Annotated in this window: 12 protein-coding genes; 6 read left to right on the top strand and 6 right to left on the bottom strand. The window is 59.3% G+C overall.

What is annotated here, in order from left to right; genetic code table 11:
- Window positions 1–11: 11 nt before the first annotated feature.
- On the bottom strand, window positions 12–923 hold the full coding sequence (gene kdgD / locus LOY52_RS04185) for a 5-dehydro-4-deoxyglucarate dehydratase (RefSeq protein ID WP_007981458.1): 912 nt from the start codon (window positions 921–923) through the stop codon (window positions 12–14).
- A 236-nt stretch (window positions 924–1,159) separates the two neighbouring features.
- On the opposite strand from kdgD, the gene LOY52_RS04180 reads away from it, so the two are divergent.
- Both LOY52_RS04180 and LOY52_RS04175 read left to right on the top strand, forming a co-directional pair.
- Entirely contained in the window at window positions 1,160–2,473 is a 1,314-nt protein-coding gene (locus LOY52_RS04180; RefSeq protein WP_258678355.1) for a phospholipase, read from the top strand.
- 2 nt (window positions 2,474–2,475) lie between these two features.
- Window positions 2,476–2,664 (top strand): hypothetical protein, encoded by a 189-nt coding sequence (locus LOY52_RS04175; protein ID WP_258678352.1) that lies wholly within the window; start codon window positions 2,476–2,478, stop codon window positions 2,662–2,664.
- 138 nt (window positions 2,665–2,802) lie between these two features.
- On the opposite strand, the gene LOY52_RS04170 is transcribed toward LOY52_RS04175, so the two are convergent.
- From LOY52_RS04170 to LOY52_RS04155, 4 genes are all read right to left on the bottom strand, one after another.
- Window positions 2,803–3,552: a FadR/GntR family transcriptional regulator gene (locus LOY52_RS04170; protein ID WP_178085273.1), complete on the bottom strand. Its 750-nt coding sequence runs from the start codon at window positions 3,550–3,552 to the stop codon at window positions 2,803–2,805.
- 179 nt (window positions 3,553–3,731) lie between these two features.
- On the bottom strand, window positions 3,732–5,459 hold the full coding sequence (locus LOY52_RS04165; RefSeq protein ID WP_258678347.1) for an ABC transporter ATP-binding protein/permease: 1,728 nt from the start codon (window positions 5,457–5,459) through the stop codon (window positions 3,732–3,734).
- Between the two features lie 96 nt (window positions 5,460–5,555).
- Window positions 5,556–6,116 carry a response regulator transcription factor gene (locus LOY52_RS04160; RefSeq protein ID WP_003221630.1) on the bottom strand — a complete coding sequence of 187 codons (561 nt, stop codon included), beginning with the start codon at window positions 6,114–6,116 and terminating at the stop codon, window positions 5,556–5,558.
- Window positions 6,109–7,371 (bottom strand): ATP-binding protein, encoded by a 1,263-nt coding sequence (locus tag LOY52_RS04155; protein WP_027610820.1) that lies wholly within the window; start codon window positions 7,369–7,371, stop codon window positions 6,109–6,111. Before LOY52_RS04155 ends, LOY52_RS04160 begins: the two co-directional genes overlap by 8 nt.
- A 312-nt stretch (window positions 7,372–7,683) precedes the next feature.
- Between LOY52_RS04155 and LOY52_RS04150 the strand changes: the two genes are divergently transcribed.
- Complete coding sequence (locus LOY52_RS04150; RefSeq protein ID WP_258678344.1) at window positions 7,684–8,403, top strand: SIMPL domain-containing protein; 720 nt, start codon at window positions 7,684–7,686, stop codon at window positions 8,401–8,403.
- A gap of 168 nt (window positions 8,404–8,571) precedes the next feature.
- On the opposite strand, the gene LOY52_RS04145 is transcribed toward LOY52_RS04150, so the two are convergent.
- Window positions 8,572–8,931, bottom strand: a complete 360-nt coding sequence (locus tag LOY52_RS04145) for a DUF6124 family protein (RefSeq protein WP_258678343.1) — start codon at window positions 8,929–8,931, stop codon at window positions 8,572–8,574.
- A gap of 917 nt (window positions 8,932–9,848) precedes the next feature.
- Between LOY52_RS04145 and LOY52_RS04140 the strand changes: the two genes are divergently transcribed.
- The 3 genes from LOY52_RS04140 (at window position 9,849) to LOY52_RS04130 (ending at window position 15,238) form a co-directional block, all read left to right on the top strand.
- Window positions 9,849–11,450 (top strand): ABC transporter substrate-binding protein, encoded by a 1,602-nt coding sequence (locus tag LOY52_RS04140; RefSeq protein ID WP_258678341.1) that lies wholly within the window; start codon window positions 9,849–9,851, stop codon window positions 11,448–11,450.
- Window positions 11,451–11,710: 260 nt separating this feature from the next.
- The gene (locus LOY52_RS04135; protein WP_007966695.1) at window positions 11,711–13,336 is read left to right on the top strand and encodes an ABC transporter substrate-binding protein; all 1,626 of its coding nucleotides are present in this window, start codon (window positions 11,711–11,713) and stop codon (window positions 13,334–13,336) included.
- Window positions 13,337–13,639: 303 nt separating this feature from the next.
- Window positions 13,640–15,238: an ABC transporter substrate-binding protein gene (locus LOY52_RS04130; RefSeq protein ID WP_258678339.1), complete on the top strand. Its 1,599-nt coding sequence runs from the start codon at window positions 13,640–13,642 to the stop codon at window positions 15,236–15,238.
- The last annotated feature ends 106 nt before the right edge of the window (window positions 15,239–15,344 follow it).

The raw sequence follows: 15,344 nt of genomic DNA, 5'->3' as shown, positions 1-15,344 counted from the left end.
TGGGTCGGTGTTTATTGCGCGCCTTGCTTGTCGATCAGCGCAGCGAGCATTTCGTACTCTTCGCCGGTCAGGTCGGTCAGCGGTGCGCGCACCGGGCCTGCGTCATAGCCGGCAATTTTTGCCCCGGCCTTGACGATGCTCACGGCGTAACCGGCCTTGCGGTTGCGGATGTCGAGGTACGGCAGGAAGAAGTCGTCGATGATCTTGCCGACGGTGGCGTGATCTTCGCGGGCAATCGCATGGTAGAAGTCCATCGCGGTTTTCGGGATGAAGTTGAACACCGCCGACGAGTAGACCGGCACGCCCAGCGCCTTGTAGGCAGCGGCGTAGACTTCGGCGGTCGGCAGGCCGCCGAGGTAGCTGAAGCGATCACCGAGGCGGCGACGGATCGACACCATCAACTCGATATCGCCCAGACCGTCCTTGTAGCCGATCAGGTTCGGGCAGCGCTCGGCCAGACGCTCCAGCAGTGGCGCGGTCAGGCGGCAGACATTGCGGTTGTAGACCACCACGCCGATGTTCACCGATTTGCACACCGCTTCAACGTGGGCGGCGACGCCGTCCTGGCTGGCTTCAGTCAGGTAATGCGGCAGCAGCAACAGGCCCTTGGCGCCCAGACGCTCGGCTTCCTGTGCGTATTCGATGGCTTGACGGGTCGAACCGCCGACACCGGCCAGAATCGGCACGCTGGTGGCGCAGGTATCGACCGCTGTCTTGATGATTTCCGAGTATTCGCTGGCTGCCAGGGAGAAGAACTCACCAGTGCCGCCGGCGGCGAACAGTGCCGACGCGCCGTACGGGGCCAGCCATTCCAGACGCTTGATGTAGCCGGCACGATTGAAATCGCCCTGGGCATTGAAATCGGTGACCGGGAACGACAGCAGACCGGCGGAGAGGATGGACTTCAGTTCTTGTGGATTCATTTTTCGAACACCCTGGGTAGCAACATTTTTTGTGAGTTTTATGGTTCAGCCAGCGCTGAAGTTGTAGGTCATCGTACAACTTAAAAGATAACCGTCAACTGCATTTCATCGCTGCTCGGCACTTTTGTCGGACAAGATTCATTCTTGACGTAGGAAAAATCTGGGCTAGGCTCGATTTGACTGTATATCCATACAGCAAAAAATAAATCCACCGACGACATATCAAGGAGCCAGAAATGTCCGGACTGCATGCAAAACCACAGGAACGACCCAAGCCGGTCATTGCCCGTTTCGATGATCTTTTCACCGTAAATGGCATCCACTTCAACGCTGACAATCCGCATCTGCTGCTGCATATTGCCGACGCCCACAGCGATGTCGCACCGGCCACCGCCCTCCCCGGCAAAGCCTTGAGCATTCGACCGCCACTGCGCTTCGAAGGCGGAGAACACACGGCCATCGGCGACAACACCCTGCTGCGCTTCAGCGCAAACGCCGAACCGGTTCGCGCGCAAAACCTGCCCTTGCACTTGCCCAACGGTCTCGCGCTGAGCTACGGCCAGGTAGTGGCGCTGGCCGGAGATTTCTACGGCGTGATCGACCGACCGATCAACGAAGGCGCGACTCCAGCCGATCGCCTGAACCGATTCAATGCCGCCTTCGACTCCCTAGCCGTACTCCCGGCCTCCCGCGCCGAGGCCACGCAGATTCTCGCGGTCATGCAAAAAGAGATCGACGCGGTTAAACAGGCGATCAAGGACGGCAAATCACCGCACGAAGCCTACGACGCCCTCGGAGATACGTTGTCCGAAGAGTGGAACAAGATCACCGGTGGCGGCAGTTTTGTCTCCGCGATGTTCCCGCTTGGGCGTTATCTGAAACTGGCGGCGAACAACGCCGACCACTTCGGCGAATGGGCCAGACTGGCCTACATCGCCGGCCACACCGCCGCCCTGCAAACCGCGGTCGCGGCCCGCGCCACTCACGATGAACAACAATTGGAACGGGCCTACGCGATGAACGCGTTTGCCGACCACTTCCTCACTGACCTGTTCTCTGCCGGCCACCTGCGGGTACCGCGTAAAGAGATGGCGGCGGTGGTCACGCCGAGCGATCTCGGCTCGCTGGTGACCCGTTTCATGCACGACGAAGACAGCAAATTCGGCCTCAAAGTGCGCAACGCCCATGGCGATCAATGGCGCGCCTACGGCGACAAACGCTACTTCGATGCGAGCGATGCGGACAACCGCACCCAGGTCAATCTGGCGGTGCAGGCCTCGGCGAACGAAATCTTCGCCGCTTACCTCAGCGGCAACGTGCCCGCCCCTTCGACGTTTGCAGCGCTGCAACGCCTGCCGGATCTGACGGCGGTGCTGAATCTTTCGAATAACTTCGCGCCGCTGTTCCGCGTCGAGGGCGGCAAGGTGCTGCGGCGCAAAGACGTGAACAACCTCAACGACACCGCCACCGTCGACGACTGGTGGGGCTGGAGCACGTACCTGCTGCTCAAGGACTACCACCCGACGGGCAACGTCAATCAAGGAGAATGAGCATGACGATCAGATTGAAACTGGAATTGGCGTCGGGGCAGTCGCTGCAAGGCGCGCCGCTGGAGTTGCTGGCGGACGGCAAGCCGATTGCGCGGGGGGTTGTGGATGAGGACGGTTTGGTGGCGTTTGCAGTGTCGCCGGGAAAAGCGGACTTGGCAGTGAGGGTGGATCGCTCGATATTGCCGCGCTGAACTCACCGGCCTCATCGCTGGCAAGCCAGCTCCCACAGTGACTGATGTCGTACACGAAATCCGCTTCAACATATGAACCTGTGGGAGCTGGCTTGCCAGCGATGGCGGTATGTCAGGCGCACATAGACCGCCAGACACTCACCCGCGCTGCGCCTGCGCCTCTTCATGCGCCTGACGCAACCGCTCACGGCTGTTGGTCAAATGCAGGCGCATCGCCGCCCGCGCCGCATCGGAATCCTGGCGGGCAATTGCGTCATAAATCTCTTCGTGCTCACGGCTCAGACGATTCATGTAGTGCTGCTGATCGTCATGGGCCAGGCGCGCCGAATTCAGCCGCGTACGCGGAATGATGCTGGTGCCCAGGTGGGTCATGATGTCGGTGAAATAGCGGTTGCCGGTGGACAGGGCGATTTCCAGGTGGAAGGCGAAGTCCGAGGCCACCGCATCGCTGGCGTGGGCCACGCTGTCGTTCAGCGCATCGAGGGCGGCGCGCATGGTCGCCAGTTGTTCGGGACTGCGGCGTTGCGCGGCGAGGCCGGCGGACTCGACTTCCAGGCTGATGCGCAATTCGAGAATCGCCAGCACATCACGCAGGGTGACGACCGTCGCCGGGTCGATGCGGAAACCGCTGGGGCTCGGCGTGTCGAGCACGAAGGTGCCGATGCCGTGGCGGGTTTCCACCTGGCCGGCGGCTTGCAAGCGGGAAATAGCCTCGCGCACCACGGTGCGGCTGACGCCATGCTCCTGCATGATCGCCGACTCGGTGGGCAATTTGTCGCCGCGCTTGAGCAGACCGTCGCGGATCTGTTCGGTCAGCACCGTCACCAGCTCCTGGGCCAGGCTGCGGCGCTTGCGCGGGAGGCGTGGGGTGTCGATCGGGTTTTCCATGGTCAACGTCTGGTCTCGAAAATTCGGCTTGGTGAGCATCATAGCTCAGGCGGGTTGTACGATCACTCGTCACGGACTTCCCCTGTAGGAGCTGCCGCAGGCTGCGATCTTTTTGATGTTGTTTTTCAAGATCAAAAGATCGCAGCCTGCGGCAGCTCCTACAGGGGGATTTCTGTGGGTCAGGCGGTCACGGCCTGTTCCACCAGATGCCCGCTGTCGATCCGCACGTGCCGTGGGTGGAAACGCTTGAGGCTGCTGCGATGGCCGACGCTGACAATGCTCAGCCCCGGCAACTGATCGATCAGCGCCTGATACAACGTTGCCTCATCCTCTTCATCCATCGCCGACGTCGCTTCGTCCATGTACAGCCATTGTGGTGCATAAAGCATGGCACGAGCGAAGGCCAGACGTTGCTGCTCACCCGGCGACAGCATGCGCTGCCAGTGATTGGCTTCGTCCAGACGCGCGACCAGATGCGGCAACCGACAGATTTCCAGCACCTCGGCATAACGCTCAGGCGCGTAGGTCTCACTCGGTTGTGGATAACTCAAGGCCTCGCGCAGGGTGCCGATCGGCAGGTACGGTTTCTGCGGCAGAAACAGGTAACGCGCCGCCGGCAGCCGGATATTGCCGTGCCCCGCCGGCCACAGATGTCCCATCGCTCGCAGCAACGTGGACTTGCCGCTGCCGGAACGACCGCTGAGCATTACACGCTCACCCGGCTCTACCGTCATGTCGGCATTGGTCAGCAGGTGACGACCATCGGCCAAATCCAGGCCAAGCTTGTGCACTTGCAATTCACTGCCCTGATTCTGCACATCGATGGCCGGAACGCGCTGCTCGTTATCGGTCATGGCCTGACGGAAGCTCAGCAGACGATCACAGGTAGCGCGCCAGGACGCGAGGCTCTGATACGCACTGATGAACCAACTGAAACTCTCCTGGACGTTGCCGAACGCCGAGCTGATCTGCATCAGCTCGCCAAGTTCGATCTTGCCGGCGAGGTAACGCGGCGACGCAACGATAAACGGGAAAATGATCGCAGCCTGGCTGTAACCGGCGGTGAAAAATGTCAGGCGCTTGGACACTTTCATGATGTCCCAGAAGTTATGCCAGACCATGCCGAAACGGTTGCTCAAGCGGCGATTTTCGTTCGGCTCGCCGTTATACAGCGCAATGCTCTCGGCATTCTCGCGAATCCGCACCATGGAAAAACGCAGGTCGGCTTCGAAGCGTTGTTGTTGGTTGTTCAGGCCGATCAGGCGACGACCGATCAAATGCGTCAGCCAGCTGCCCACCACGGCGTAGACCAGCACGCACCAGAACATGTAGCCGGGAATGGTGATGCCATAGACTTCGATGCTGCCCGACACGCCCCACAAAATGATCGAGAACGACACCAGACTGACAATATTGCGCAGCAGGCCGATCCCCAGCTCAAGGGTGTTGGAGGTGAAGTTGTTGAGGTCTTCGGAAATCCGCTGGTCCGGGTTATCGGTGTAACCGCCCTGCTCCAGCTGGTAGTAATTCTTGTCGGCAAGCCAACGGGAGAAATGCTTTTCGGTGAGCCAGGCCCGCCAGCGAATCGTCAGCATCTGGGTCAGATACAGCCGGTACACGGCACCGACAATCGCCACGGCCGCAATGCCGCAAAAATACAGAATCAAGCGCCAGAACGCTGCTTCATCCTTCTTTTGCAGGGCGTTGTAAAAATCCTTGTACCAGGTGTTGAACCACACCGAGATACCCACGCTGAGCAGCGAGAGTGCGATTACCGCAATCAGCAGCGTCCAGGCCTTGCCCTTCTCTTCGCTGCGCCAGTAAGGCGTGATGATCGCCCACACCTTGCGAAAAAACTGCCCGCGCACAGCATCGTTGACCGCGGAATATTCAGCGTTCTGATTCATGGAAAAGGCTCGATAAAGAAAAGAACAGACACGCACCGATCATAGTTGATCGGTGCGCGTTATCGCGAGAGCTGGCGATGGCCGTTCAGCGCTGGTTCAGCGACGAACCGGGCGCTTCTGCAGTTTGCGCTGCAGGGTGCGGCGGTGCATGCCCAGGGCGCGGGCAGTGGCGGAGATGTTGCCTTCGTGCTCGGTCAGCACACGCTGGATGTGCTCCCACTGCAAGCGGTCAACCGACATCGGGTTTTCCGGCACCAGGCTGTCGAGGTCGGCGTGCTCGGAGAGCAGCGCGGCCAGTACGTCGTCGGCGTCGGCCGGTTTGCACAGGTAGTTGCAGGCGCCGCGCTTGATCGCTTCGACCGCGGTGGCAATGCTCGAATAACCGGTGAGGATCACCACGCGCATTTCCGGATCCAGCTCCAGCAGCTTGGGCAGCAGCACCAGGCCGGAGTCGCCGTCCATTTTCAGGTCGAGCGCGGCGTAGTCCGGCAGGTCGGCCTGGGCGATGGTCAGGCCTTCTTCGGCGGAACCGGCGGTGCTGACGCGAAAGCCACGACGAGCCATGGCACGGGCCATTACTCGGGTGAACGTTGCGTCGTCGTCGACCAGCAGCAAATGCGGCAGTTCTTCGCCTTCGACTTGGATTTCGTCACTCATGTTGGTCTCCTCGGGCGCCGTGGGGCAGGCGCAGCTCGGTGAGCGTGCCGCCTTCCTCATGACTATAGAGTTTCACTGAGCCGCCGGCGCGTGTCACGCTGGCTTTGCTCAAAAACAGGCCCAGGCCGAAACCTTTGCCCTTGGTGGTAAAAAACGGTTTGCCGATCTGCTCGGCGATGGCCAGCGGCACACCGGCGCCGTGGTCACGAATGCTGATGGTCACGGTTTCCGCGTCCCAGTCCAGCGTCACCTGAAGATTTTCCGGGCAGGCGTCGGCGGCATTGTTCAGCAGGTTGAGCAGCGCCTGGGTCAGATCAGGCGGCGGGGCCATGCGCGGCACCGTGCCCTGGCCGAGACGCTGGAAACGGTAACTGGCTTCCGGACGCATCAGGTGCCAGCGGTTCAGCGCTTCGTCGAGCCATTGGGTGACGTCCTGCATCTCCACCGCCATACGGCGGTTGGCTTCGGCAGCGCGCACCAATTGTTGCAGGGTTTCTTTGCAAAGTTTGACCTGATCCTGCAGCACCTTGAGATCGTCCTGCAGCATCGCGTCAGGGTGATCCTGCTGCATCTCCTTGAGCAACACACTCATGGTCGCCAGCGGTGTGCCGAGTTCATGCGCGGCGCCAGCCGCCTGAGTGGCGACGGCGAGCAATTGCTGATCGCGCAAGCCTTCTTCGCGACGAATCGCGCGCAATTCTTCCTGACGACGCAGCTCTTCGGCCATGCGCGCAGCAAAGAACGTGATCACCGCAGCAGCGAGGGCGAAGCTCAGCCACATGCCGTAGATCTGCAGGTTCTCGCGGGCCACCGGCAGGGTTTCCAATGGATAGAAACGCGTGAGCATCACGGTGTACAGCGCCAGCGCAATACCCGACAGAATCACCGAATAACGCCACGGCAGCGTCACCGCCGCGATGGTCAGTGGCACCAGATAATAGGAAACGAACGGGTTGGTCGAACCGCCGGAGAAATACAGCAGCGCACTGTGGATCACCAGATCGCAGGCCAGTTGCAGGGCGTATTCGAGTTCGGTCACCGGCCATGAAGTGCGCAGTCGCACGGCGGTGAACACGCAGAGCAGAATCGAGCAGCCGAGGGTCATCGCCAGTTGCACCCACGGCAACGGCAGCAGTTGCAGCCAGTAGGCCAGGCCTACAGAACCGGCCTGCGCGGCGAGCACCAGGGTGCGGATGAAAGTCAGCCGCCAGAGGTTCTGGCGAGTGGCGGAAGTCAGTTGTACGGGGGCGAGCATGAGCTCTCCTGATGAGCGCTCCAGGCGGATCGCACGGAGTATAACCAAGCCGCAGCTTTGAGAGGCGAAAGTGCGGCAAATGACCACATGGCGAAAACATTTTCGGCGGCTATAAGGGCGTCTTCGCGAGCAGGCTCGCTCCCACAGGGGAATGCATTTCAAAAGTGGGAGCGAGCCTGCTCGCGAATGGCTGCGCAGCAGCCCGGCCATCTGTATAGAAGTTGTAACTGGGCGAACCGGAGCATAAAAGCTAGAGTCTGATGGTTTCACGCAGGGACGAACCAACACCTGCACATTATTCAAGGAGCCTTCATGCACACATTTCGCCGCAGCGCCGCCCTTCTCGCCCTGACCGTCGGCAGCATCGCCAGCCTTCCGGCGATGGCCGCCGATGAGCTGCACTACAACCAGATCTCCCTGCGCGCCGAAGTCAGCCAGGAAGTGGCCCGCGACCTGATGATCGTGACGCTCTACACCGAAGCGCAAAACACCGACCCGGCCAAACTCGCCGCCGACGTCAGCACCACCATGAACAAGGCACTCGCACAGGCCAAGCAAGTCAAAGACATCACCCTGCGCCAGGGCAGCCGCAACAGCTACCCGATCTACGACACCAAGGGCCAGAAAATCACCGGTTGGCGTGAACGCGCCGAACTGCGCCTGGAAAGCGCCGACTTCGCCGCCCTGTCCAAACTCACCGGCGAACTGCTGACCGACCTGAAAATGGGCGGCATGGACTTCGCCATCGCCGAGCCGACCCGCAAGGCCAGCGAGGACAAGTTGCTGAAAGAAGCCGTCAGCGCCTTCAAGGCCCGCGCGCAATTGGCCACTGACGCACTGGGCGGCAAGGGCTACAAAATCGTCAACCTGAACCTCAACAGCAACGGTTATCCACAACCGTACATGCGCGCCCCGATGATGATGAAAGCCGCCGGGATGGCGGATTCGGCACCGGTCACGCCAGAAGTTGAAGCCGGCACCAGCCAGGTCAGCCTGACCGCGGATGGCTCGATTGAAGTGCTGATGCAGTGAATTGATGTGGGCTGAATGAAAAACCGGCGATCAGAGGATGATCGCCGGTTTTTTTGTGCCTGGGATTTGTGTTGTTTGATCTGACGCCTTCGCGAGCAGGCTCGCTCCCACATTGAAATGCGCACTCCTGTGGGAGCGAGCTTGCTCGCGAAGAACGATAACGCGGTCTCAAGCCTGCGGATCAACCCGATCCAGCGCCCGATTCACCGCCAGTTCAGCCAGCATGATGATCTGCTGAATCGCCAGCGCCGTATTGCGCTGCGGGCGACTGAGCTGATCGGCGAAATCGCTGGCCATGGTGTTGGCCGAGGCCAGGGACTCACAGGCATGCGCCAGCAGACTTTCCGTGTCGATGCCCGGATGGACGAGGAACATCGAACTGGGTGGACGCGGTTTTGTGGCTTCGGGGCTGAGGTAGAAATCGAGGGCACGTTTGATCGCTTCGCGGTTTTTTGCGAGGTCTTCGGCGTGGAGGGCTTCGGCGAGTGGGGTTGTTTCTTGGGGTGGATCGGGGACAGGCTTGGACATTGATAGCGTTCCTAATCAATAGCCATTCACGCGCCGTTTCTCACGCGGCGGAGTGGTGGCAGCAATGTGCGGGGTGAGAAACCGGTAGGAACAAGCCCGGCCGGACCGAAGCCCGCCCGCACACAGCCGCCATAGAACATTGCAGCAGCAGAAATGCCGGCGGCAATTATGGTGGTACTGATTGTGGATTAACAGTTCCTACGGGTTCTCACACCCGATCGCTGAGTTTTCAGCGACAGCTCAAGGCTAGAGAGCTGACGTCCGAGGGACAACCTGAAAACCTTGTGGGAAGGTTCTGGTTTTCTCACACACTTTTAAACACAACCCCACTCACTGTAGGAGCTGCCGAAGGCTGCGATCTTTTGACTTTGACTTTGACTTTCACAATTCAAAAGCAAGATCAAAAGATCGCAGCCTGCGGCAGCTCCTACAGGGAAGATAAGTACAACCCGCACGCGGCGCATGCCGCCCCACTCCAGGATGAGCGCAAGCTCGGCTGCCGCTCTTGATCTTGATCCACGGGCGACGTCGGAAGGCTGAGTGGAGGGATTGATCCGGGGGTGGGAGCGTAGCGACCGTTTGGCGCAGCCAAACACAGCGAGAGGAGGTGCAGCGAAGCAAACCGTAGGCGCTGCCCCCGGATCGATCCCGCAGCGAAGGGACCCCGAGCTTTAGCGAGCGGGCCGAACGCAGGAGCAAGCGTTTTTTTGCTTACTTTTTTTAGGCGTTTGTAAAAAAAGTGAGTCGCCGTAAGGGCGAAACCTTAAGCAGCCGTTACCGCAGCAACGGATATGTACCCGACAAAAGCCGCCACATATACCGAGATAGACACCCCAACAGGAAAAACGATATTTCCGAACACACCCAAATCCCCGCTAACCTGAAAAAACAACCACCTCAAAAATCCCGGGGACTCCATGGAAAGATTCACCCTGAAACCACTACTGATCACCCTCGCACTGACAGCCATAGCCCCGATCGCCAACGCCGCCACAACCCTGGTCTACTGCTCCGAAGCCAGCCCCGCCGGCTTCGACCCCAGCCAATACACCAGCGGCACCGACTTCGACGCCTCCGCCGAAACCGTCTTCAACCGCCTCACCCAATTCCAGCGCGGCGGCACCGAAGTCGAACCCGGCCTGGCAACCAACTGGGACGTAAGCCCGGACGGCCTCCAGTACACCTTCCACCTGCGCCAAAACGTAAAATTCCACACCACGGAATACTTCACCCCAACCCGCGATTTCAACGCCGACGACGTGCTGTTCACCTTCCAGCGCCTGCTCGACCCGGACAACGCCTTCCGCAAGGCCTACCCCGCCGAGTCCCCGTACTTCACCGACATGGGCCTGAACACCACGATCAAATCGGTCGAAAAGCTCGACGACAACACCGTGCGCTTCAACCTCAACAACGTCGACGCCGCGTTCGTGCAAAACCTCGCCATGAGCTTCGCCTCGGTGCAATCGGCCGAATACGCCGCCCAGCTATTAAAGGAAGGCAAAGCTGCCGACCTCAACCAGAAACCCGTCGGCACCGGCCCGTTCGTGTTCAAGCGTTACCAGAAAGATTCGCAGATCCGCTACGCCGCCAACCCGGCCTATTGGAAACCCGAAGACGTAAAAATCGACAACCTGATCTTCTCGATCACCCCCGACGCCGCCGTACGCCTGCAAAAACTCAAGACCGGCGAATGCCAGGTCAGCGGCTATCCACGCCCGGCCGACATCGAAGTGATGGAACAAGACCCGAATCTGCGCGTATTGAAGCAGGCCGGTTTCAACCTCGGCTTCCTCGCCTACAACACCACTCACCCGCCGCTGGATCAGCTCAAGGTACGTCAGGCGCTGGACATGGCCATCGACAAACCGGCGATCATCAAAGCCGTTTACCAGACTGCCGGCCAATTGGCACAGAACGCCTTGCCACCGGCGCAATGGTCGTATGACCCGAACATCAAGGACGCTCCCTATGACCCGGTGAAAGCCAAGGCATTACTCAAGGAAGCGGGTGTTGCGCCAGGTACCACCATCAACTTGTGGGCAATGACCGTGCAGCGCGCCTCAAACCCGAACGCGCGGATGTCGGCGCAGATGATCCAGCAGGATTGGGACAAGGTCGGGATCAAGGCCAATATCGTCAGCTACGAATGGGGCGAGTACATCAAGCGCGCGAAAAATGGCGAACACGACGCGATGATCTATGGTTGGACAGGTGACAACGGCGACCCGGACAACTGGCTCGGCGTGCTCTACAGCTGCGCGGCGGTCAAGGGCAGCAACTACGCCAAGTGGTGCGACCCGGCCTACGACAAACTGGTGCAGCAGGCCAAGGTGACGACCGACAAGGCGCAACGGGTAAAACTGTATCAACAGGCGCAACTGATCCTTAAACAGCAAGTGCCGATCACCCCGATTGCCAACTCCACGGTATTCCAGCCGCTGCGCAAGGAAGTCACCGACTTCAAGATCAGTCCTTTTGGCCTGACACCCTTCTACGGCGTGGGTCTAAATAAGTAACACCAAGCCCCAAGGCGGCGCGCACAACGTGACCGACGCACCGTTTTGGGGCTTGGTTTGCACCGTAAAAAACGGCCGCAAACGGTCAAATGCGTCAACTCTTATACAAATGCGACATTAAGGTACGTTCGTGCCACGCTTTGAGGCCGGCAGTCGCTCTGGATCTTGCATTGGGTATGGCCCCTGCATAAGTATCCGCAGGCACGACTCACGAGGTCGTACCTCAATATTAAAAAATGACAACAAATCATGAGGCCAACATGCTTAAACACGCGGTCATTCCGTTTTTAGTCGGCGCAGGCTTGTTAGCCTCCGCACCTTTCGCATCCGCTGCGACTAACCTGGTGTTCTGCTCCGAAGGGAGCCCGGCCGGTTTTGATCCAGGCCAGTACACCACCGGAACCGACTTCGACGCCTCAGCCGAAACCATGTTCAACCGTCTGAGCCAGTTCGAGCGTGGCGGCACCGCCGTTATCCCGGGCCTGGCCACCAGCTGGGACATTTCCCCGGACGGCCTGACGTACACCTTCCACCTGCGCGAAGGCGTCAAGTTCCACACCACCCCGTATTTCAAGCCGACTCGTGAGTTCAACGCCGACGACGTACTGTTCACCTTCAATCGCATGATTAACAAGGATGACCCGTTCCGTAAGGCGTACCCGACCGAATTCCCGTACTTCACCGACATGGGGATGGACACCAACATCACCAAGATCGATAAAGTCGACGACCACACCGTCAAGTTCACCCTGAAAGAAGTCGACGCCGCGTTCATCCAGAACATGGCCATGAGCTTCGCCTCGATCCAGTCCGCCGAATACGCAGCCCAACTGCTCAAGGAAGGCAAGGCTGCCGACATCAACCAGAAGCCGATCGGCACTGGCCCGTTCGTGTTCAAGAGCTACCAGAAAGACTCGAACATCCGTTACACCGGCAACAAGGATTACTGGAAGCCGGACGACGTGAAGATCGACAACCTGATCTTCGCCATCACCACCGACCCGTCGGTACGTATCCAGAAACTGAAAAAGAACGAGTGCCAGGTCACCCTGTTCCCGCGTCCAGCGGATCTCGCGGCGCTCAAGGCCGACAAGACCCTGAAGATGCCTGACCAGGCCGGTTTCAACCTGGGCTACATCGCCTACAACGTGATGGACAAGGTCAAGGGCAGCAACGAGGCTAACCCGCTGGCTGACTTGCGCGTACGTCAGGCGCTGGACATGGCGGTGAACAAGCCGCAGATCATCGATTCGGTTTACCAGGGCGCCGGCCAGCTGGCCGTCAACGCCATGCCACCGACCCAGTGGTCCTACGACACCACCATCAAGGACGCCAAATACGATCCTGAAAAAGCCAAGCAACTGCTCAAGGAAGCTGGCGTCAAGGAAGGTACCGAGATCGTTCTGTGGGCGATGCCGGTACAGCGTCCGTACAACCCGAACGCCAAGCTGATGGCTGAAATGCTCCAGTCCGACTGGAAGAAGATCGGCCTGAACGTGAAGATCACCAGCTACGAGTGGGGCGAGTACATCAAGCGTTCCAAAGGTGGCGAGAACCAGGCCATGATCATTGGCTGGAGCGGTGACAATGGTGATCCGGACAACTGGCTGAACGTGCTGTTCGGCTGCGACTCGCTCAGCGGCAACAACTTCTCCAAGTGGTGCGACAAGAAGTTCGACGGTCTCGTCAAGGAAGCCAAGCGCACTACCGACCAGGCCAAGCGCACCGAACTGTACAAACAGGCGCAACACGTCCTCAAAGATGCAGTCCCAATGACACCTATCGCTCACTCGACGGTGTATCAACCCATGCGCGCCAACGTGCAGGACTTCAAGATCAGCCCATTCGGCTTGAACTCCTTCTACGGCGTCAGCGTCAGCAATTAAAAACAGACAGCGGCGACGTTTCAGGCGGCGCCGCTGTTTTTTTCTGCCGACTAGCCAGGAATTTGCCTACAGCCATTTCCACCCTGCTCTAACAGGGAGGTACATGACCTGTTGCCTTTTCCTACGAGTCTTTAGGACTCAGCGCATTTACTGCCAGACCCACGGCCCATACCGTCGGGTTCTGACCAGTTTCTGCGTGGGCCATCGGCTTGCTGTACGTACTGGATTGAGCTCAATGCGACCTCAACGTCCCTGGACGGGATCGCGGTGCATTGAACAACACTACAAAAAAGAGGGAGCGTCATGCGCCATACCTTGGTTTTTTCCGCATTGCTGGGCGCCGGCCTGTTGGCCGCCACGTCCACCAGTTACGCCGCCAGCGACAGCCTGGTGTTCTGCTCCGAAGGCAGCCCGGCGGGTTTCGATACCGCGCAGTACACAACCGCGACCGATAACGACGCCGCCGAACCGCTGTACAACCGTCTGGTCGAGTTCGAAAAAGGCGCAACCAACGTCGTACCGGGACTGGCAACCAAGTGGGATATTTCCGAGGATGGTCTCAAGTACACCTTTCACCTGCGTGAAGGTGTGAAATTTCATACAACGCCGTACTTCAAACCGACGCGCGATTTCAATGCCGACGACGTGCTGTTCACGTTTAACCGCATGCTCGATCCGCAACAGCCATTCCGTAAGGCTTATCCGACCGAGTTCCCGTATTTCAACGGGATGAGCCTGAACAAGAACATCGCCAAGGTTGAAAAGACCGGGCCGCTGACCGTGGAGTTCACGCTGAACAGCGTCGATGCCGCGTTCATCCAGAACATCGCCATGAGCTTCGCTGCCATCCTGTCCGCCGAATACGCCAACAAGCTGCTGGCCGAAGGCAAGCCGAGCGACATCAACCAGAAGCCGGTCGGTACCGGGCCGTTCGTATTCAAGAGCTATCAGAAAGACTCGAACATCCGTTACACCGGCAACCCGCATTACTGGGATCCGAGCCGGGTCAAGCTGAAGAACCTGATCTTCGCGATCAACACCGACGCTTCGGTACGCGTGCAGAAGCTCAAGGCCGGCGAATGCCAGATCACCCTGCATCCGCGCCCGGCCGACGTCGAAGCGCTGAAGGCGGATTCGAAACTGCAGCTGATTTCCAAGCCCGGCTTCAACCTCGGTTACATCGCCTACAACGTGCGCCACAAGCCCTTCGATCAGCTCGAAGTGCGTCAGGCGCTGGACATGGCGGTGAATAAACAAGGGATTCTCAACGCCGTTTATCAAGGCGCCGGGCAACTGGCCGTCAACGCCATGCCACCGACCCAGTGGTCCTACGACGACACCATCAAGGACGCCGCCTATAACCCGGAAAAAGCCCGCGAGCTGCTCAAGGCTGCCGGCGTGAAAGAGGGTACCGAGATCACCCTGTGGGCGATGCCGGTACAGCGTCCATACAACCCGAACGCCAAATTGATGGCCGAAATGCTCCAGGCTGACTGGGCCAAGATCGGTCTGAAAGTGAAGATCGTCAGCTACGAATGGGGCGAGTACATCAAGCGCACCAAGAATGGCGAGCACGACATCAGCCTGATCGGCTGGACCGGCGACAACGGTGACCCGGACAACTGGCTGGGCACCCTGTACAGCTGCGACGCCATTGGCGGCAACAACTATTCCATGTGGTGCGATCCGGCTTACGACAAGCTGATCAAAGAGGCCAAAGTCGTCACCGACCGCGACCAGCGCACCACGCTCTACAAACAGGCGCAGCAGTTGCTCAAGCAGCAAGTGCCGATCACGCCTGTCGCTCACTCGACGGTCAACCAGCCGTTAAGCGCCAGGGTTGAAGGCTTCAAGGTCAGCCCCTTCGGTCGCAATGTGTTCTCGGGCGTCAGTATCGATTAACCCAACCGATTAGCCGCAACGCTGAGGGGGACCGTCTACCCCCCTCACGCAAGCGCTTTGCCGAAATTCGCCGATCCGGCCTTTTGCAAACGTTTGCGATGTGTGA

The organism is Pseudomonas sp. B21-051 (assembly GCF_024748795.1).
Classification (GTDB): domain Bacteria; phylum Pseudomonadota; class Gammaproteobacteria; order Pseudomonadales; family Pseudomonadaceae; genus Aquipseudomonas; species Aquipseudomonas putida_A.
Note: the sequence above shows the minus strand (reverse complement) of the source record. Positions and strands in the feature narration are given on the sequence as shown.